This window comes from Stenotrophomonas sp. STEN022, from assembly GCF_056760155.1.
On sequence record NZ_JBRREG010000016.1, the window covers coordinates 1 to 19,326 of the forward strand.

19 protein-coding genes are annotated in these 19,326 nt (G+C 64.4%); 17 read left to right on the top strand and 2 right to left on the bottom strand.

Features of this window, described 5'->3' with window-relative positions; all coding sequences use genetic code 11:
* Positions 1 to 326: 326 nt before the first annotated feature.
* Complete coding sequence (locus ACVOMF_RS05315; protein ID WP_481508331.1) at positions 327 to 2,390, bottom strand: 3-hydroxyacyl-CoA dehydrogenase NAD-binding domain-containing protein; 2,064 nt, start codon at positions 2,388 to 2,390, stop codon at positions 327 to 329.
* A gap of 236 nt (positions 2,391 to 2,626) precedes the next feature.
* Here ACVOMF_RS05315 and rpoE point away from each other — a divergent pair, with 236 nt between their 5' ends.
* The 9 genes from rpoE to recO all read left to right on the top strand — a co-directional run bounded on the left by rpoE (position 2,627) and on the right by recO (position 11,600).
* Positions 2,627 to 3,247 (top strand): RNA polymerase sigma factor RpoE, encoded by a 621-nt coding sequence (gene rpoE, locus ACVOMF_RS05320; RefSeq protein ID WP_296250849.1) that lies wholly within the window; start codon positions 2,627 to 2,629, stop codon positions 3,245 to 3,247.
* On the top strand, positions 3,244 to 4,152 hold the full coding sequence (locus ACVOMF_RS05325; RefSeq protein WP_481508332.1) for a sigma-E factor negative regulatory protein: 909 nt from the start codon (positions 3,244 to 3,246) through the stop codon (positions 4,150 to 4,152). The genes rpoE and ACVOMF_RS05325 overlap by 4 nt, the downstream gene beginning before the upstream one ends.
* A gap of 128 nt (positions 4,153 to 4,280) precedes the next feature.
* Positions 4,281 to 5,801: a DegQ family serine endoprotease gene (locus tag ACVOMF_RS05330; RefSeq protein WP_481508333.1), complete on the top strand. Its 1,521-nt coding sequence runs from the start codon at positions 4,281 to 4,283 to the stop codon at positions 5,799 to 5,801.
* Positions 5,802 to 5,960: 159 nt separating this feature from the next.
* Positions 5,961 to 7,751, top strand: coding sequence for a translation elongation factor 4 (gene lepA, locus ACVOMF_RS05335; protein ID WP_296250907.1), 1,791 nt, complete (start codon positions 5,961 to 5,963; stop codon positions 7,749 to 7,751).
* Between the two features lie 108 nt (positions 7,752 to 7,859).
* The gene (lepB, locus tag ACVOMF_RS05340) at positions 7,860 to 8,663 is read left to right on the top strand and encodes a signal peptidase I (RefSeq protein ID WP_481508334.1); all 804 of its coding nucleotides are present in this window, start codon (positions 7,860 to 7,862) and stop codon (positions 8,661 to 8,663) included.
* A 29-nt stretch (positions 8,664 to 8,692) separates the two neighbouring features.
* Positions 8,693 to 9,067: a DUF4845 domain-containing protein gene (locus tag ACVOMF_RS05345; RefSeq protein ID WP_481508335.1), complete on the top strand. Its 375-nt coding sequence runs from the start codon at positions 8,693 to 8,695 to the stop codon at positions 9,065 to 9,067.
* Positions 9,057 to 9,734, top strand: coding sequence for a ribonuclease III (rnc, locus tag ACVOMF_RS05350; protein WP_481508336.1), 678 nt, complete (start codon positions 9,057 to 9,059; stop codon positions 9,732 to 9,734). The genes ACVOMF_RS05345 and rnc overlap by 11 nt, the downstream gene beginning before the upstream one ends.
* Positions 9,731 to 10,633: a GTPase Era gene (gene era, locus ACVOMF_RS05355; protein ID WP_282269633.1), complete on the top strand. Its 903-nt coding sequence runs from the start codon at positions 9,731 to 9,733 to the stop codon at positions 10,631 to 10,633. Before rnc ends, era begins: the two co-directional genes overlap by 4 nt.
* Before the next feature lie 241 nt (positions 10,634 to 10,874).
* Complete coding sequence (gene recO / locus ACVOMF_RS05360) at positions 10,875 to 11,600, top strand: DNA repair protein RecO (RefSeq protein ID WP_481508337.1); 726 nt, start codon at positions 10,875 to 10,877, stop codon at positions 11,598 to 11,600.
* A 70-nt stretch (positions 11,601 to 11,670) separates the two neighbouring features.
* Here the strand turns inward: recO and ACVOMF_RS05365 are convergent, their stop codons facing one another.
* The gene (locus ACVOMF_RS05365) at positions 11,671 to 12,384 is read right to left on the bottom strand and encodes an Hpt domain-containing response regulator (protein WP_481508338.1); all 714 of its coding nucleotides are present in this window, start codon (positions 12,382 to 12,384) and stop codon (positions 11,671 to 11,673) included.
* A 124-nt stretch (positions 12,385 to 12,508) separates the two neighbouring features.
* Between ACVOMF_RS05365 and rlmD the strand changes: the two genes are divergently transcribed.
* The 8 genes from rlmD (at position 12,509) to ACVOMF_RS05405 (ending at position 19,318) form a co-directional block, all read left to right on the top strand.
* Entirely contained in the window at positions 12,509 to 13,849 is a 1,341-nt protein-coding gene (gene rlmD / locus ACVOMF_RS05370; RefSeq protein WP_481508339.1) for a 23S rRNA (uracil(1939)-C(5))-methyltransferase RlmD, read from the top strand.
* A 3-nt stretch (positions 13,850 to 13,852) separates the two neighbouring features.
* Positions 13,853 to 14,338 carry a CYTH domain-containing protein gene (locus tag ACVOMF_RS05375; protein ID WP_481508340.1) on the top strand — a complete coding sequence of 162 codons (486 nt, stop codon included), beginning with the start codon at positions 13,853 to 13,855 and terminating at the stop codon, positions 14,336 to 14,338.
* A gap of 182 nt (positions 14,339 to 14,520) precedes the next feature.
* On the top strand, positions 14,521 to 15,216 hold the full coding sequence (locus ACVOMF_RS05380; protein ID WP_481508341.1) for a DsbA family oxidoreductase: 696 nt from the start codon (positions 14,521 to 14,523) through the stop codon (positions 15,214 to 15,216).
* Positions 15,217 to 15,295: 79 nt separating this feature from the next.
* Positions 15,296 to 16,303 (top strand): beta-N-acetylhexosaminidase, encoded by a 1,008-nt coding sequence (gene nagZ, locus ACVOMF_RS05385; RefSeq protein WP_481508342.1) that lies wholly within the window; start codon positions 15,296 to 15,298, stop codon positions 16,301 to 16,303.
* Positions 16,303 to 16,854, top strand: a complete 552-nt coding sequence (locus tag ACVOMF_RS05390; RefSeq protein WP_481508343.1) for a hypoxanthine-guanine phosphoribosyltransferase — start codon at positions 16,303 to 16,305, stop codon at positions 16,852 to 16,854. Before nagZ ends, ACVOMF_RS05390 begins: the two co-directional genes overlap by 1 nt.
* A 95-nt stretch (positions 16,855 to 16,949) precedes the next feature.
* On the top strand, positions 16,950 to 17,702 hold the full coding sequence (locus tag ACVOMF_RS05395; RefSeq protein WP_481508344.1) for an S-methyl-5'-thioinosine phosphorylase: 753 nt from the start codon (positions 16,950 to 16,952) through the stop codon (positions 17,700 to 17,702).
* 90 nt (positions 17,703 to 17,792) lie between these two features.
* The gene (gene cspE / locus ACVOMF_RS05400) at positions 17,793 to 17,999 is read left to right on the top strand and encodes a transcription antiterminator/RNA stability regulator CspE (RefSeq protein ID WP_057506519.1); all 207 of its coding nucleotides are present in this window, start codon (positions 17,793 to 17,795) and stop codon (positions 17,997 to 17,999) included.
* An 80-nt stretch (positions 18,000 to 18,079) separates the two neighbouring features.
* Positions 18,080 to 19,318: an FAD-dependent oxidoreductase gene (locus tag ACVOMF_RS05405; protein WP_481508345.1), complete on the top strand. Its 1,239-nt coding sequence runs from the start codon at positions 18,080 to 18,082 to the stop codon at positions 19,316 to 19,318.
* Positions 19,319 to 19,326 lie beyond the last annotated feature (8 nt).

Sequence of the window (19,326 nt, forward strand, 5' to 3'; positions counted from 1 at the left end):
TTTACCCAGTTCCCCTAATCAAAACCGCAGCCTAACGGCCCCTTTTTTAATTCCACCTGTAGGGCCGCGCCAGGCGCGGCAGGGGCTCTACCGGCGATCCATCAGCATTGTTTGTTGGTTGTGGGAGCGGTGTGAGCCGCGAAGCTGACATCGCCGAAATTGCAGGGATCTTGGCGATCTGATTCATTTGTGGCTTCGCGGCTTACACCGCTCCCACAAGGTGGTTATTGCTGGTAAGGCCACTGCCGAGCATGGCTCGGCACTACAGGTGGAATGAAAAACGGAGCCTTTCGGCTCCGTTTTTCATTAGGTCAACTGCTAAAAACTCAAACCACCGGCTCACGCAGTTCTGGCATCTCCCAGCCATTGCGCGGTGCGAAGCGGTCGCCATGGCGTGCCTGCAAGGTCTTCAGTTTCTCAACCAATACGTCTACACCAGTCGCGCGGATGTGCTGGATCGGGCCGCCACGGAACGGGGCGAAACCGGTGCCGAAGATCACCCCTGCATCGAGCAGGTCGGCATCGGCGACAACGCCGTCGTGCAGGCAGGCCACGGCCTCGTTGAGCAGCGGCAGGATCAAGCGGTCTTCCAGATCCGACGGCGGCTGGTAGTCCTTGGCCACCTCCGGCTTCACCGCGCGGCCGTTCTCCCACTTGTAGATGCCCTGGCCATCCTTCTTGCCGCGCTTGTTCGGCTCGACGGTCGCCAGTGCGGCCGGGATCTGCAGGCCGAGGAAGGGAGCCAACTCCTTGCCCACGCCTGCGGCCACGTCCAGGCCAACCGTATCCAGCAGCTCGATCGGGCCCATCGGCATGCCGAACTTGACCGCCACCTTGTCGATCACCGGGCCGGGGATGCCTTCGGCATACGCGGTGGCGGCTTCCAGCATGTACGGGAACAGTACGCGGTTGACCAGGAAACCGGGCGTGCCGGCCACCGGCACCGGGAACTTGCCCAGCGCCTTGCAGAACGCAGCCAGACGCTTCTCGGTTTCCGGCGCCATGCCGTCGTGGTGGATGATCTCCACCAGCGGCATCTGCGCGACCGGGTTGAAGTAATGCAGACCGGCGAATTGTGCCGGGCGCTGGATGTGGTCACGCAGCTCGACCAGCGGGATCGAGGAGGTATTGGTGGTCAGCAGCGCATCGGCCTTCATCTTGGGCTCCAGCGTCTGGTACAGCGCACGCTTGGCTTCCGGGTTCTCGATGATGGCTTCGATGACCAGGTCAGCCTGCGCCACGCCGTCACCGGCCAGATCGGCCTTCAGTCGTGCGGCCACCTCCGGGCGTTTGCTCTCATCGCGCACCTTCTTGTCGAACAGCGCCTGCGCGCGGGTCATGGCCGGGTCGATGAAACGCTGCTCGCGGTCCTGCAGGGTCACGTTGAAGCCCTTGTAGGCCGCCCAGGCCGCAATATCGCCGCCCATCACGCCGGCACCGACCACGTGCACGTGCTTGATGCCCGAGTCCTTGCCGCCCAAGCCCTTGAGCCGTTCGGTCAGGAAGAAGATGCGGATCAGGTTGCGCGCGGTCGGGCTGCTGGCCAGCTTGACCACGGCGCGGCGCTCGGCGTCCAGGCGCTTCTGGATCGGGCTGCCGCCGGTGCGCTCCCAGGTGCTGATCAGCGCGTAGGGCGCCGGGTACTGGTCCTTCTTGGCCTTGCGTGCGACCTGCTTGGCCATCTGCGGGGCGAGGATCTTGCGGGCCAGGAAGGTATTGGTGGCCCAGGCAGTCGCACGCTGCTTGAACGGGCGGGTCAGGCCGGTCTGCAGCAAGGCGATGGCCGCATCGACCAGCACCGCCGGGGCGGCGACCTTGTCGACCAGGCCGATAGCACGCGCGGCCGAGGCCGACAGGGTGCGGCCGGTCAGCATCATGTCCATCGCCGCCGGCGCACCGACCAGCTGTGGCAGGCGTGCACTGCCGCCCCAGCCCGGGAAGATGCCCAGCTGGGTCTCGGGCAGGCCGATACGGGTGGATTGATCGTTGGAGGCCACGCGGTAACGGCAGGCCAGCGCCAGCTCGGTGCCACCGCCCAGGCAGTGGCCGTGGATCGCGGCGACGGTCGGGCAGGGCAGTTCGGCCAGCTTCTGGTAGACGCTCTGGCCGCGGCGAATGGCGTCATTGACGGTGCCGCGGCGGTCGAACTCCTGGAATTCCTTCAGGTCGGCGCCAGCGATGAAGCCGGCTGCCTTGGTCGAGCGCACCACCACACCCTTGGGCGGGTCGATGGCCAGGCGCTCGACGATGTCGCCCAGTTCCAGCAGCACGTCTTGCGACATGGCATTGACCGGGCTGTCCTTGCGGTCGAGGCTGAGCACTGCCACGCCATCCTCGCGCAGCTCGGTTTGCCAATGATTGAAGCGGAGCCCGTCGAAGCCTGAGAGCATGGGACGTTCCATCCGGTTGTGTATGGAGAAGGCCGCTATGATCCAGAGGTTGTTTCCCTGCCGTCAAATCCCAATGTCAGGAAATGTGTTGTGCTTATCTGGTCAACGCCCCTGCAGGTTAGCCGAACGGGAGTTAAAAGCTGGTGCGGTGCCGCTGGGACAGGGTGCTGAACTTTTGCCGCGAACAGCGGTCTTATTGCCCGACGTCGGTTGGGCTGACAGGAGTGCGGCCCGTTATGGCCGAGGTTGAAACACCGCAGGAGCTGGACCTGGAACTGGTCCGGCGTGTGCAGCGCGGCGAAAGCGCGGCGTTCGATGTGTTGGTACGCAAGTACCAGCATCGGATCATCGCGTTGATCGGGCGCTACATCGCCGACTGGAGTGAATGTCAGGACGTGGCCCAGGACACTTTCGTGCGCGCTTACCGTGCGCTCGGGAATTTCCGTGGCGACGCCCAGTTCTATACCTGGTTGCATCGGATCGCAGTGAATACCGCAAAAAACTACCTGGCAGCACACAACCGGCGCCCCCCCACCGACGACATCGAGATCGGTGACGCCGAGCAGTTCGACAGTGGGGTCCGCTTGCGCGACAACGACACGCCCGAGCGTGAGTTGATGCGCCAGGAACTGGAACAGACCGTGATGAAGGCGGTTGATGCGTTGCCCGAAGAGCTGCGCTCAGCCATTACGTTGCGAGAGGTGGAAGGCATGAGTTACGAGGATATCGCGCAGAAAATGGGATGCCCGATCGGCACTGTGCGGTCGCGGATCTTCCGTGCCCGCGAGGCCATCGATACACAGCTGCGTCCCTTGCTGGATACCCCCAGCGCTACCCGTGAACGGAGTCGCGTATGAACCCGCAAGACCGTAACCCGGTGTCGGCCGGTGCTGCGCCGGACAAATTCGAATTGCACTACCGCCAGCAGCTGTCGGCGTTGGTGGATGGCGAGCTGGCTGCCGATGAGGCGCGCTTCATGCTGCGCCGCTTGGAGCACGACAGCGAGCTTTCGGCCTGCCAGGAGCGCTGGCAGGTATTGGGCGACGTGATGCGCGGCCAGGCCTGCGCACCGGCTCCCCTGGATTTCAGTGCGCGCGTGCGTCAGGCCGTGGACGCGGATGCGTTGCAGAATGGGCCGCTCGTGGCTGCGACCGCAGCACAACGTGCGCCGCAACGTGCCGCGCGGACAGGTTGGCGGCGTTGGGGCGGCGGTGCCGCTCTGGCTGCCTCGGTGGCTGCCGTGGCCTTGTTCATGGCCCGCGAACAGCTGCCTGAAACGAATGCACCGACGCCAGTCATCGCGACCACGGCGGAAGTTGCTCCCGCACCTGTGCAGCCTTCGGCCCCTACCGCGGCTGATGCCGGCAATGTCGCCGGTCTGGTTGCGGCGGCACCTGCGGTTGCTGCAGCCGTGACCCGTCGACAGGATGCCAGCGCCCGCCGCGGCAGTGCGACCCGTACCCAGCAGGCAGCGCGGGCCGGTACCGCACGCATGGTCGAGCCGCAGCGGGCGATTGCTTCCGCGCCGGTACTGCCGGCAACCCCGGCGCTGCGCCAGGACCCATTTGCCACCGGCAATGGTGTACTGCATGCACGGCCGTGGCCACGCTCGTCGGTGGCACCTTCGCTGTCGCAGGGGGCGCTCAACGCCAGTTTCCCTGCGCAGGAGCAGGGTGGGGCGACGTTCTACCCGTTTGAACCGCGCATGCCGGCACAGGGTGCCGACGATGCCGAGTCGCGCAGGCTGTTGCCGCGTCAGTGAGTGTTGCTTGCCGGTCGTCCGCCTCAGGGCGACCGGTTTTTCCCGGATTCCAGGTTTGTGCGCTGTTGGCTGGCGTACCGGGCTTGGCTGTTCTTTCCCGCTTTGACTGAATTGGAGGCTCGAAGCTGATGACCCCACGTATCCAAAACAAGGTGTTTGGCCTGCTGGCGATGACCCTGCCGTTGGTGGCCTGCGCGCAGAGCCCGGCACCGGATGCGCCCGCGGCGCAGGCGACCGCTGCCCGTGCCGCCCCCGCGCCGCAGCTGGTGCAGGGCCTGCCTGACTTCACCCAGCTGGTCGACCAGGTCGGCCCGGGCGTGGTCAAGGTCGATACCGTGATCGGCGCGCGCCGCAATCCGCGCGCTGCCCAGCAGGGCCCGGACATGGACCAGATGCCGGAGTTCTTCCGCCGCTTCTTCGGTCCGGATTTCCAGATGCCGGGGCCGGGCCAGCAAGGACCGGACAGCGGGCCGCGTGGGCGCAGTATGGGTTCGGGCTTCATCATCTCCAATGACGGCTATGTGCTGACCAACCACCACGTCATCGACGGTGCCGAGTCGGTCAAGATCACCTTGAGTGATCGTCGCGAGTTCACCGCCAAGGTGGTCGGCAGCGATGCCCAGTACGACGTGGCGTTGCTGAAGGTCGAAGGCCGCAACCTGCCGACCGTGCGGGTGGGCGACTCCAATACGCTCAAGCCGGGGCAGTGGGTGGTAGCGATCGGCTCGCCGTTTGGCCTGGACCATTCGGTTACTGCCGGCATCGTCAGTGCGCTTGGCCGCAATACCGGTGGTAACGAGCAGCGCTATGTGCCGTTCATCCAGACCGACGTGGCGATCAACCAGGGCAACTCCGGCGGCCCCTTGCTGAATACGCGCGGTGAAGTGGTCGGCATCAATTCGCAGATCTTCTCCGCATCTGGCGGCTATATGGGCATCAGCTTCGCAATCCCGATCGATCTGGCGATGAATGCGGTTGAGCAGATCAAGAAGACCGGCAAGGTCAGTCGCGGCCAGTTGGGAGTGATGGTCGGTGCGGTTACTGCCGATGCCGCCGAAGGCCTGAAGCTGCCGGATAGCCGTGGTGCGCTGGTCAATGAGATGGTGGCCGATAGTGCTGCCGCCAAGGCCGGGATCGAGGTGGGTGATGTCATCCGCTCGGTCAATGGCACCCAGATCAATGACGCCAGCGAGCTGCCGCCGATGATTGGTGCGATGGCGCCGGGCAGCAGGGTGCGGATGGGGATCATCCGTGAAGGCAAGCCGCGTGAGATCACTGTGACCCTGAATGAGCTGGCTGAGGATGCGGCGCGGCCGGGTAACACTGCCGCCGCTGGCGATGATGCCAAGCCGCAGGCCGGTGCCAACGCCCTGCTGGGCCTGGAAGTGGCCGATCTCACCGCCGCCGAGCGTCGTCAGCTCGGCCTGGAGTCGGGCGAGGGCGTGCGTATCACCGGCGTCAACAGCCGGTCCGGGCGTGAAGCGCGTCTGGCCCCGGGCATGGTGGTGCTGCAGGTCGGGCGCGCCCCGGTGGGCAGCGTTGCCGCCCTGAACCGGGAGCTGGCCGGCTACAAGAAGGGTGACGTGGTCATGTTGCTGGTCCGCGCCGGCGCCAACAGCGCCTTCGTCCCGGTTCGCGCCGGCGAATAAGCCCGCCAGACCTTGCGATAGCAACGGGAGCCGCCTTCGGGCGGCTCCTTTCGTTCAGCTGCTGGCCAAACCCTGTGCGGGGCTTGGCTCCGGCATGCGATAATGGCCCGTTATCCTGACGACGCAGCGCCGCCGCCGCCACCTATGTCACATGATTCGATGCGGATGATCCGCAACTTCTCCATCATTGCCCACGTTGACCACGGTAAGTCCACCCTGGCCGACCGCATCATCCAGTTGTGTGGCGGTTTGACCGCGCGCGAAATGGAAGCGCAGGTCCTGGACAACAACCCGATCGAGCGCGAGCGTGGCATCACGATCAAGTCGCAGTCGGTGTCGGTGCCGTATACGGCCCGCAACGGCCAGACCTACTTCCTGAACTTCATCGACACCCCCGGCCACGTCGACTTCTCCTATGAAGTCAGCCGCTCGCTGGCCGCCTGCGAAGGCGCGCTGCTGGTGGTCGATGCGGCCCAGGGTGTGGAAGCACAGTCGGTTGCAAACTGCTACACGGCCATCGAGCAGGGCCTGGAAGTGGTGCCGGTGTTGAACAAGATCGACCTGCCGACCGCCGATATCGACCGCGCCAAGGCCGAGATCGAGGCGGTGATCGGTATCGACGCCTCCGACGCGGTTGCCGTCAGCGCCAAGACCGGCCTGAACATGGAGGAGGTGCTGGAGGCCATCGTGCACCGCATCCCGCCGCCGGCCGACCGTGGCAGTGACAAGCTGCAGGCGCTGATCATCGATTCCTGGTTCGACAATTACCTGGGCGTGGTCTCGCTGGTGCGCGTGATGCAGGGCCAGATCAAGGCCGGCGACAAGATCCAGGTCATGTCCACCGGCCGTTGGCACCTGGTCGACAAGGTCGGCGTCTTCACCCCCAAGCGTAAGGAAATGCCTGCGCTGCGTGCCGGTGAAGTGGGCTGGATCAACGCCAGCATCAAGGACGTGCACGGCGCGCCGGTTGGCGACACCCTGACCCTGCAGGCCGATCCGGCTTCCGAGCCGCTGCCCGGCTTCCAGGAAATGCAGCCGCGCGTGTTCGCCGGCCTGTTCCCGGTCGATGCCGAGGACTACCCGGACCTGCGCGAAGCCCTCGACAAGCTGCGCCTGAACGACGCGGCACTGCGCTTCGAGCCGGAAAGCTCCGAGGCGATGGGCTTCGGCTTCCGCTGCGGCTTCCTCGGCATGCTGCACATGGAAATCGTGCAGGAACGCCTGGAGCGCGAGTACAACCTCGACCTGATCAGCACCGCACCGACGGTGATCTACGAGGTGCTCAAGAGCGACGGGACCATCGTGATGATGGACAACCCGGCCAAGCTGCCACCGGTCAACCAGGTGGAAGAAATCCGCGAGCCGATCATCCGCGCCAACATCCTCACCCCCGAGGAATACATCGGCAGCATCATCAAGCTGTGCGAAGAGAAGCGCGGCAGCCAGATCGGCATCAACTACATGGGCAGCCAGGTGCAGATCAGCTATGAGCTGCCGATGGCCGAAGTGGTGTTGGACTTCTTCGACAAGCTCAAGTCGGTCAGCCGTGGCTACGCCTCGCTGGAATACCACTTCGTGCGCTTCGAGGCCGGCCCGTTCGTGCGCCTGGACGTACTGATCAACGGCGACAAGGTCGACGCCCTGTCGCTGATCGCCCACCGCAGCCACGCCGATCGCCGTGGCCGCGAGCTGTGCGAGAAGATGAAGGACCTGATTCCCCGGCAGATGTTCGACGTGGCCATCCAGGCCGCGATCGGCGCGCAGATCATCGCCCGTACCACGGTCAAGGCCATGCGCAAGAACGTGCTGGCCAAGTGCTATGGTGGCGACGTTTCGCGTAAGAAGAAGCTGTTGGAGAAGCAGAAGGAAGGCAAGAAGCGCATGAAGCAGGTGGGCCGCGTGGAGATCCCACAGGAAGCCTTCCTTGCTGTGCTGCAGATGGACAAGTAACAGTGAATCGAGAGTAGGGAATGGGGAGTCGTAATGGCAGAGCGGACCCGCTTTGGACTGCGCGATTCCCTGCTCCCCATTCCCCATTCCCATTCCGAAGGAACTTGAATGAAATGGTTTGAAATCATCCTGGTTGTGCTGACCCTGGGCTCGGGCCTGGTGGTGCTGCTGGACAAGCTGTACCTGCGCAAGCGCCGTGCCGAGAAGGCCAGCCTGCTGGACAGCGAAGAGCCGGCGGTGGTGGATTACTCGCGCGCGTTCTTCCCGGTGCTGGCGGTGGTGTTGATCCTGCGCAGCTTCGTGGCCGAGCCGTACAAGATCCCCTCCAGCTCGATGATGCCCAACCTGCTGATCGGCGATTTCATTCTGGTCAACAAGTTCTCCTACGGCTTCCGCCTGCCGATCACCAATACCAAGATCATCCCGGTAGCCGAGCCCAAGCGCGGTGACGTGGTGGTGTTCAAGCCGCCGCATGCGCCGGACCAGAACTGGATCAAGCGCGTGATCGGCCTGCCGGGTGACCGCATCGGCTTCCACGGTGACACCTTGTCGATCAACGGCGTGCCGATGGTCTACGAAGACCGCGGCGAGTACGTTGGCAAGGGTCCGGGTGCGGAAATGACCGGTGCCTCGCTGCTGACCGAGCAGCTGCCGGGCCGCAGCCATACCGTGCTGGAGCTGCTGGGTCGTGCCGACCCGCGGGGCCAGGGCGACTGGGTGGTGCCGGAAGGCCAGTACTTCGTGATGGGTGACAATCGCGACAACAGCGAGGACAGTCGCTTCTGGACCCAGACCCACTTCCTGCCGGAAGAGAATCTGCGTGGCAAGGCGTTCCTGATCTGGCTGAACTGTGAAGGCTGGTTCTGCAAGGGTAGTTTCGAACCGTCGCGTATCGGGGCGGGCATTCAGTGAGTGGACAACGCGTTTCTGGGGAGATCGCAATGAAGCACAAGCAAGCAGGTATGACGCTGACCTCGTTCCTGATGGTGTTGGCGGTGGTGGGCTTCGGGCTTTACATCGGCATGAAGTTGTTCCCGATGTACCAGGAGTTCTACTCGATCAAGGTGGCGATGAAATCGATGGCCAACGAGTCGACCGGAGAATTCAATCCTTCGACCGCCACCCAGGCGTTTTTCAAGCGCATGGATATGAATTACTCCGACACGGTCAAGCGCGACAACATCAAGTTCGAACGCACCGACGGTGGTTGGCGGATGAACGTGACCTATGAGGTTCGCAAGCCGCTGATCGGCAATCTGGACATCGTAGGCAATTTCACAAACTCCCAGGATTTCACCTCAGGCAGTGCTCAATAAGACGTTCCAACGGGGTGACCTGATCGGTCATCCATTCAAGGACCAGGGTCTGCTGAAGCAGGCCCTGACCCATCGCAGTGCCGGCGCGCCGCATAACGAGCGCCTGGAGTTCCTCGGCGACAGCATCGTCAACATGTTGATTGCCGAGGCATTGTTCACCCGTTGGCCGAAGGCGGACGAGGGCGCGCTGACCCGCGCCCGCTCGGCGTTGGTCTGCGAAAGCGCGCTGGCGGTGATTGCACGTACGCTGCAGCTGGGTGACCGGCTTACCCTGGGCCCGGGTGAGATGAAGTCAGGCGGCCATCGCCGCGACTCCATCCTCGCCGACACCTTCGAGGCCGTGGTTGGCGCCATTTATCTGGACGCCGGTTTTGAAGCCTGCCGCGAGCGGATAATGCCGTGGTTCGAGGCCTCGCTGTCGGCGGTGCCGGCAGGCAAGCCCGAGAAAGATCCCAAGACACGCCTGCAGGAATGGTTGCAGGCCCGGCAGAAGACCCTGCCGGTATACGAGCTGGTATCGGAGACCGGCGACGACCACGCCAAGCACTTCCATGTGCGCTGTTGCGTGGCTGACCCCGCCGTAAGTACCGAAGGCGAAGGCACTTCGCGACGGCTGGCCGAACAACAGGCGGCAGCCGCCGCAATAGAGCAATTGGATTCCAAGTGAACGACACCTCCTCTCATCGCTGTGGCAGCGTCGCGGTCATTGGCCGCCCCAACGTTGGCAAGTCGACCCTGACCAACGCCCTGGTCGGCGCCAAGGTCAGCATCGTCTCCAACCGTCCGCAGACTACCCGCCACCGTCTGCTCGGCATCGCCACCTACCCGGAAGGGCAGCTGGTGCTGGTCGATACCCCCGGATTGCATCGCCAGCAGAAGCGCGCGATGAACCGGGTCATGAACCGTGCCGCGCGTGCCTCGCTGGAAGGCGTGGACGTTGGCTTGCTGGTGATCGAAGCCGGTCGCTGGGACGAAGAAGACACCCTCGCGTTCAACGTGCTGAGCGATGCAGGCGTGCCGGTGGTGCTGATCGTCAACAAGGTTGATCGGCTGAAGGACAAGGGCGCGCTGCTGCCGTTCCTGCAGGAGATCACCGTCGGCCGCGAATTCGCCGCCGTGCATCCGATCTCGGCGCTGAAGCGCAATGGTCTGGACGCGCTGGTGCGTGACCTGATCGGGCTGGTGCCGGAAGGCCCGCCGATGTTCGGCGAAGACGAAATCACCGACCGCAGCCAGCGCTTCCTCGCCGGCGAGCTGGTCCGCGAGCAGCTGATGCGCCAGCTTGGCGAAGAACTGCCGTACGCCACCACCGTGGAAATCGAACGCTTCGCCGAAGACGGCGCGCTGCTGCGTATCGGCGCGGTGATCTGGGTCGAGCGCGAAGGCCAGAAGGCGATTGTCATTGGCAAGGGCGGCACCCGCTTGAAGGAAATTGGTGCCAAGGCGCGTCTGCAGATGGAGCGTCTGTTCGGTGCCAAGGTGTTCCTGGAAACCTGGGTGCGCGTACGTGAAGGCTGGTCCGATGACGAGGCCGCGCTGAAGGCCTTTGGTTACGGCGAGCAGTAAGTTTCCACCCGGGAATCAGGAGTAGAGAATCGGGAATGGAAACTGCCTGGTTCTGCTGCAACTTGCGACCCCGGCTGTTGCCTGACGATGTGACAGGTCAGGTTGCGCGATGAAGGCCTTCGCTGCGACGGCGCAGTTTTGCAGTGAAGGTCGGGCGCCCGGGAGCCTGAAGAGGGCTGCCCAGATCACGGTGACCGGCGATTCCAACTCCCGTTTCTCCATTCCCGATTCCCCGCCTTAGATGCGCATCGAAGACCAGCCCGCTTACGTGCTGCATGCCCGGCCTTGGCGCGAAACCAGTCTGCTGGTCGAGGTGCTGAGTCTGGAGCACGGCCGTTTGGGTCTGCTCGCACGCGGCGTGCAAGGGCCGAAGAAGCAGGCGTTGCGTGCAGCCTTGCAGCCGCTGCAGGCGATTCGCTTTGACGCACGGCAAACCGGTGAGTTGGCGCAGCTGCGCCGCGCCGAGAGTCAGGACGTGGCGCCGCGTCTACACGGCCACGCGATGCTGGCCGGCTTCTATATCAATGAACTGGTGATGCGCTTGACGCCGCGGCAGGACCCGTTGCCTGAGCTGTATGTGGCTTACGGCGAGTTGCGCGGGCAGCTTGATCAGCCTGATGCGTTGGCGTGGTCACTGCGGCGCTTCGAGCGTGACCTGCTCAACGCATTGGGCTTTGGTCTTGACTGGAGTTGCGGCGCCGACGGTGAGCCCATCGATCCGGCTGGACGCTATCGGCTGGATCCGTTGCAGGGACCGCTTCGATTGCTCAGCGAACGTAGTAGCAACGAGCGGCGCACGCTGGCTACCGGCAGCGCGCTGCTGGCATTGGCCGGGGATCAACAGCCAGGCAGCAGCGATGTCGCCAGCCTGCGCCTGCAGATGCGTGCAGTACTGCTGCATCACCTTGGCGGTCGCGGACTCAAATCCTGGGAAATGCTGGGTGAACTGGCCCGTTCGCAACCGTAGTGCCGAGCCATGCTCGGCAAGATGTTTCCCGGTAGAGCCCCTGCCGAGCATGGCTCGGCACTACATCTGATCAGCGAAGCAGGGCGCTGACAGCGCTGCCGAATTGTTGCCGCGCCTGCATCGATGCCGGATCGTGATTCAGCTGGCGCACTGCAACCGCCAAGCGCGAGGCACCAACAAAACCACAGCTGGCCTGCAGTTTGTGCAGCTGTGCATGCAGGGCTTTGTCGTCATGTTCTTCAAGTGCATGGCTGACCGCATCGCGGGTGCCGGGTAACTCGGACAGGAACAGTTCGCGCAGTGCACGTACATGCGCCTGCTGCCCGTTCAAGGCATTCATTGCGGCGGATTCGTCCCAATCCAGGGCAGCCTCGGCAACGTTGCCATCGGTTTTTGCTGTGGACCTGCTCAGCGCACGGCGCACGCTTTTGAGCAGCGCATCGCGACTGATCGGTTTGACAAGGGTTTCGTGGAAACCGGCCTGTTGCAGCGTCGTCTGCATTTCCTGGCTGGTATCTGCGGTATGCGCCAGTGCAATGGTGTGCGGATGGCGTTCACGCAGACTACGCAGCAGGTTGGCGCCGTTGCCGTCAGGCAGGTTCACATCGAGCAGCCACAGGTCGTAGGTGCCGCTCTGTGCCAAGCGCAGCGCGCTGGCACATGATTCGGCGATATCAACCTTGGCCGGTAGCGATTCCAGTACAAACTGGAAGAAGCCCTGGCTGGTCATGTCGTCCTCGACCAACAACAGGCGCGGCAGGTTTCCTTGGTGATGCGTATTCATCTGCTGCCTCCATGTCAGCTACTGCCCGCATATTAGCGATGGCGCTGCGATCTGCAAGTGATCGGGGTGTTCACGTTAAGCATCTGCGACAATGGCCGCCCTTTTGCCCGCAGCCTGTTGCCACGTGGCCCGATCCAGATCCCCCCGCATAGACAAGACCCCGTTCCAGACCGACATCCTCGACCTGAGCCACGACGGCCGTGGCGTTGCACGCCGTGAAGGCGAGGGTGGCAAGGTCACCTTCATCAGCGGCGCGCTGCCGCAGGAGACGGTGATGGCCGAGCAGACCGGCAAGAGCCGTCATTTTGATGAGGCCAAGACGGTCGAAGTGCTCAAGGCCTCGCCGCACCGCGTCGAGCCGCGCTGCCCGCATTTCGGCGTGTGTGCTGGTTGCGTGTTGCAGCACCTGGAGGAGTCGCAGCAGATCGTGGCCAAGCAGCAGGTGCTGACCGACAACCTGACCCGCATCGGCCACGTCAGCCCGGGCGAGGTGTTGCCGGCGCTGGTGGGCGACAGCTGGGGCTATCGCCGCAAGGGCCGCTTCTCGGTACGCCGCGTCGAGAAGAAGGACAAGACGCTGGTTGGTTTCCGCGAGCTGGATCCGCGCTTTGTCGCCGATCTGTCGCAGTGCCTGACGGTGATCCCGGAGATCGGCAGCAAAGTGGGCGTACTGTCCACCTTCATCGAGACGCTGGACGGCAAGCGCGACATCCCACAGATCGAATTCATCGCTGGTGATGCGGCCATCGCCCTGACCGTGCGCCATCTGCAGCCGCTCAGTGATGCTGACAAGCAGGCGTGGATCGCATTCGGCCAGGAGCACGGCTTCGCGATCTACCTGCAGTCGGGTGGCCTGCACACCGTGGCTCCGCTGTGGCCGGCCGAAGGCGTTGCGCTGTCCTTTGCGCTTCCGCAGTGGGATGTGGAACTGGCATTCCGTCCGCTGGACTTCATCCAGGTCAACGCCAAGCTCAACCAGCAGATGATCGCGCATGCGCTGACCTTGCTGGATCCGCAGCCAGATGAGCGGGTGCTCGACCTGTTCTGTGGACTGGGCAACTTCACCCTGCCGCTGGCGCGCAGCGTGCGCGAAGTGGTCGGCGTGGAAGGCGAGGCCGGGCTGGTCGCGCGCGCCAAGGAAAACGCCGAGCGCAACGGTCTGGCCAACGCCGAGTTCCATGCCGCCGACCTGACCCTGGATCAGAGCGAAGCGCCGTGGATGAAGCAGGGCTTCGACAAGCTGCTGCTCGACCCGCCGCGTTCGGGGGCGATCGATGTGCTCAAGCAGTTGCCGCTGGACCAGTTCAAACGCATCGTCTACGTCAGCTGCCATCCGGGTTCGCTGGCGCGCGACGCCGGTTACCTGGTCAACGAGCGCGGTTTCACCCTGGTATCAGCTGGCGCGATGGACATGTTCCCGCACACCGCGCATGTGGAAAGCATTGCTGTCTTCGAGAAGAGGTAAGCGGTGGGTATCGAGATCGAACGCAAGTTCCTCGTCACCAGCGATGACTGGCGTGCTGCTGCGCACGCCGTCATCCCGATGGCGCAGGGCTATATCAACGATACGGCGGCGATGGACAGTGGCGCGCAGAAGGCCTCGGTGCGGGTCCGCATCCAGGGCGACGAGGCTTACCTGAACATCAAGTCGCGCGAGCTCGGCCACACCCGCCAGGAGTTCGAGTACCCGGTGCCGGTGAGCGAGGCGCGTGAGCTGCTGGCGTTGTGTGTTGGCGGCCTGATCGACAAACGCCGGTATCTGGTCCAGCACGACGGCCTGCTGTGGGAAGTGGACGAGTTCCTCGGCGACAACGCCGGACTGGTGGTGGCCGAAGTGGAGCTGGAGAGCGCCGACCAGGTGTTCGCCAAGCCCGACTGGGCCGGTGCCGAAGTCACCGATGAGTTGCGTTATTACAATCTGGCCTTGGCATCCAGGCCGTACACCCAGTTGTGAATTGCCTGTAGTGCCGAGCCATGCTCGGCAGGGGCTTCACAAGCAAACCCTGCAGTGCCGAGCCATGCTGGGCAGAGCCATTACCGGTAGAGCTTCAGTCGAGCATGGCTCGGCACTACAGGGTTTGCTTGTGAAGCCCCTGCCGAGCGTGGCTCGGCACTACATTGATATTAGGAACCCTCATGCGCATCGATATCTGGTCCGACGTGGTCTGCCCCTGGTGCTGGATTGGCAAGCACCGCTTCCAGCGCGGTCTTGAGCTGCTGGGCGCCGACGTGCCCGATATCGAGGTGCGCTGGCATCCGTTCCTGCTCGATCCTGATGCCGATACCACCCCGATGCCGCTGCTGGAGGCCTACGCTGCCAAATTCGGCGGCGCCGAACGTACCCGGCAGATGCTGGCGCAGACCCAGGGCGCCGCCCAGGCCGAAGGCCTGCCGATGGATTTCGGCAAGGGCCAGGTCAAGGTCAGCACCTTGCTGGCGCATCGGCTGATGTGGCTGGCAGGTCAGTATGGGGTGCAGGAACAGGTCGGTGAGGCGCTGTTCCGTGCGCACTTCGCCGAAGGCCGCAACCTGGCCGATCCCCAGGTGCTGATTGCTGCCGCCGCGGCGGGCGACATCCCGGCCGAACGCGTGCAGGCGATGCTGGCCTCGGACGAGGGGCTGGCCCAGGTCCAGGCCGGCATCGGCCAGGCGCAGGCGCTGGGCATCCAGTCGGTGCCGACCTTCGTCATCAATGGCCAATACGCGGTGCAGGGCGGCCAGCCGGCAGAAGTGTTTGCCGACGTGCTGCGCAAGATCGCCGCCGAGCAGGCGCCGCAGGGAGCTGGCAGCCCGGATGAACAGGCCTGCGGCCCGGATGGTTGCAGCGTCTGAACGCAGGCTCTGACGCGGCGGGCGCCATCTGCGACAATATTCCGCTACGCCGCAGTCTGCGGTGGATTGGAGTCCTTGCATGCTTTTGATCGGCGTTGCCGGCACCGAACTGACTGCCCAGGAGCGTGACTGGCTGCAGCACGACGCCGTGGCCGGGGTGGTGCTGTTCAAGCGCAACTTCGCCTCGCGGACGCAGGTGGTGGAGCTGACCGCGGCGATCCGCGCTGCCACCGCACGTCCGCTGCTGATCAGCGTGGACCAGGAAGGCGGGCGCGTGCAGCGTTTCCGCGAGGGCTATGCAGATCTGCCGCCGCTGGAAGGCTTCGGCAAGCTGTATGCGAGCGACCCGGACGGCGCCCTGGCCCTGGCCGAGCAGCACGCCTGGCTGATGGCCAGTGAAATCCGCGCCAGTGGCCTGGACCTGAGCTTCGCGCCGGTGGTGGACGTGGGCCATGGCAACCTGGCCATCGGCAACCGTGCCTTTGGCGAAGACCCGCAGGTCGTCGCCGCCTTGACCGCTGCCTATGTGCGCGGCATGCATTCGGTCGGCATGGCCGCCACGCTCAAGCATTTCCCCGGCCATGGCACGGTCCGAGAGGACACCCATGTGGACACCGCGGTGGACCCGCGGCCCCTGGCAGAAATTGAAGCGCACGACCTGATACCGTTCCGGGCCGGCATCACTGCTGGCGCCGATGCGGTGATGATGGCGCACGTGATCTACCCGCAGGTGGCGCCGGAACCGGCAGGCTACTCGCCGCGCTGGATCAACCAGATCCTGCGTGAGCAGATGGGCTTCCGGGGCGTGGTGTTCTCTGACGATATCGGCATGGCGGCCTCGTTCGCTGCCGGTGGGGTCAAGGCCCGCGTCGATGCGCACCTGGATGCCGGCTGCGACGTGGTGCTGGTGTGCCACCCGGAACTGGTCGAAGAATCACTGCAGGCCGTGACCGGCCGCAGCTTGAATACCGCCGCCCTGTTGAGCCTGATCGGCCGTGGGGCGATGGGCTGGGGCGGCCTGCTGGCCGATGCCCGCCATACTGATACCCGTAATCATCTGTTTGAAAACCTTGGAAGAACCGCCTGATGTCCAAACTCACTCTTGAACAAGCCGTGGCCCAGGCCGACCTGCTGGTCGACCGTCCCACCATCGACACCGCCATCGCCGGCATCGCCGACGCCATCGCGCGTGACTACAAGGGCGAAGTGCCGGTGTTCATCTCGATCATGAACGGTGCGCTGCCGTTCGCCGGCCAGTTGGCGTTGGAGCTGGGTGCGCGCGGTCAGGACGCGCAGTTCGACTACATGCAGGCCTCGCGCTACCACGGCGAGACCGGCGGTGAGCTGGTCTGGAAGCACCGCCCGGTGTCGGCCCTGTTCGGCCGCCGGGTGATCCTGGTCGACGACATCCTGGACGAAGGCTTCACCCTGCAGGGTGTGCGCGAATGGTGCCTGGAGCAGGGCGCGACCGACGTGCGTATTGCCGTGCTGACCGTGAAGAAGCACGACCGTTGCCTGCCGGGCGTGAAGGCCGACTACTCCGGTATCGAACTGCCGGACCGCTTCGTGTTCGGCTTCGGCATGGACGTCAACGAATCGCTGCGTTCGCTGCCGGCCATCTACGCTATGAAGCAGTAATACCGGCGGCCGATGCTTGCCATCGGCTTTCGGTCTGATCGCGGCTGGGCCACGCCAAGGGCGTGGCTTGCGCGTGCCCAACGAGAACATCAGGAATGAGCATGGAACCTATCGCCCTGGCCGTTATTGGCGGCACCGGCGTGTACAAGCTGGCCGCGCTGGATGAAGTCCAGACCCATGAAGTGAAAACCGTCTACGGCGCCCCCTCGGGCCCGGTCCGGGTTGGCCTGCTGAACGGCCAGCGCGTGGCGTTCCTTGCCCGGCATGGCGAAGGCCATTCAATTCCGCCGCACAAGATCAACTACCGCGCCAACTTGGCTGCGCTCAAGCAGCTGGGCGCAAGCCGGGTGCTGGCCTTGAACACGGTGGGCGGCATTGGTGAGGACTTCGGCCCGCGCGTACTGGCCTGCCCGGACCAGTTGATCGACTACACCTGGGGTCGGATTTCCACCCTCAGCGAGGAGGAAGGCAGCGAGGTCCTGCATGTGGACTTTGGCCACCCCTACACGCCGTCGTTCCGTGCCAAGGTGCTGGCGGCGGCCAAGGCCAAGGGCGTGGCCATCCAGGACGGCGGCTGTTACGGCGCCACCCAGGGCCCGCGTCTGGAAACCAATGCCGAGATCGCGCGGATGCGCCGTGATGGCTGCGATCTGGTCGGCATGACCGGCATGCCCGAAGCCGGGCTGGCGCGCGAATTGGGGCTGGAGTACGCCTGTCTGGCGATCGTCGCCAACTGGGCCGCTGGCTGTGGCGATGCCGAGGAGATCACCATGGCCGAGGTTTTGGCGAATGTGGAGGCAGCTTCGTCCGGTTTGCCGACTTTGGTGGGTGAATTGGCCCGGGGGTGATTGTCATCCCGGCTTAAGGTTTGCATACTCCGCCAGTACGCCTCATTCAGCGTGCATCAATCCATTCATCGAACAAGGTCTCGCATCACCATGCCGAACGGTACCGTCAAGTGGTTCAACGACGCCAAGGGATTTGGCTTCATCTCACCGGAGGACGGCAGCGCCGATGTCTTCGCGCACTTCTCCGCGATCAATTCCAAGGGCTTCCGCAGCCTGCAGGAAGGCCAGCGCGTCAGCTATGACGTGACCCAGGGCCCGAAGGGTGCCCAGGCTTCGAACATCACGCCGGCCGAGTGATCCACCCGGTTGTGCGGAAGAACCCCGCTTCGGCGGGGTTTTTTTTTTAGCAATGGCAGTCGGCCCAGGGAGGGACTGCAATGAGCAAGACACTGGATATCGCCATCGTCGGCTATGGCACGGCCGGTCAGGCACTGGCGGTGCTGCTCTCGCGCGACGGACACCGTGTGCAGGTTTTCGAGCAGGCGGCGACCCCTGGACCGGTAGGCGCGGGCTTCCTGCTACAGCCCAGTGGCCTGCAGGCGCTGTGGCAGATGCAGTTGATGCCGCAGGTGCTGGAGTACGGCGCGGTGGTGCGCCGCCTGTACGGCGAGACCCCGTGTGGACGCGCGGTGATGGACATGACTTACGCCGGGCTGGACGCGCAACTGTGCGGCGTTGGCATGCAGCGCGGGGCGCTGTTCTCGCTGCTGGATGCGGCCTGGGATGCCGGCCCGTCGCTGCATGTGGACAGCCATATCAGCGCCATCGATGAATCCCTGCAGCGCGTACAGGACCAGCACGGGCGTTGGCACGGCCCGTTCGACCTGGTGATCGCCACCGACGGTTCGGGCTCCGGCCTGCGCGCGCAGGTGCAGGGCACCAAGCTGGATCGCGTTTACCCCTGGGGGGCGCTGTGGTGCCTGCTGCCGCGTGGTGATTGGCAGCATGGCGATGAGCTGCGCCAGCGCTACGTGGCCGCGCGCAAGATGATCGGCCTGCTGCCCGTGGGCACACGACCGGGCGACAACGAACAGCGCCTGAGCTTCTTCTGGAGCCTGCCGCGCGACGGTTTCCAGGCCTGGGAGCGCGACGGGCTGGAACCGTGGCTGGATGAGATCGCCACGCTATGGCCGGAAGCGCGCGAGCGCCTGGCTGGGGTCAGCGTGCAGGCGCAGCTGGCCCGCGCAAGCTATCGCGATGCGGTGATGGACCGCTGGTACCGCGGCCGCCTGGTATTGGCCGGTGACGCGGCGCACTCGATGAGTCCGCAGCTGGGGCAGGGCGTCAACATGGCGTTGATGGATGCGATGGCACTGCGCGATGCCTTGCGCGCGGAGCAGAGCATTGATGCCGCATTGGCGCGTTACCAGCACCAGCGCAAGGCGCATGTGTGGCTGTACCAGTTCTGGAGCCGCTGGCTGACGCCTATCTTCCAATCCGACCACGATTGGATCGCCAATGGCCGCGACCTGCTGTTCAAGCCGATGGGGCGCATGCCCGGCGGTCGTGGCCATATGCTGCGGGTGCTGAGCGGCACCCAGCATGGCCTGTTCGGCAAGCTCGCGCTGCAGGATGAATTCATCGCTGCGTTGGCCGAGGTCGCGCAGAAACGCTGAGCAGCGCG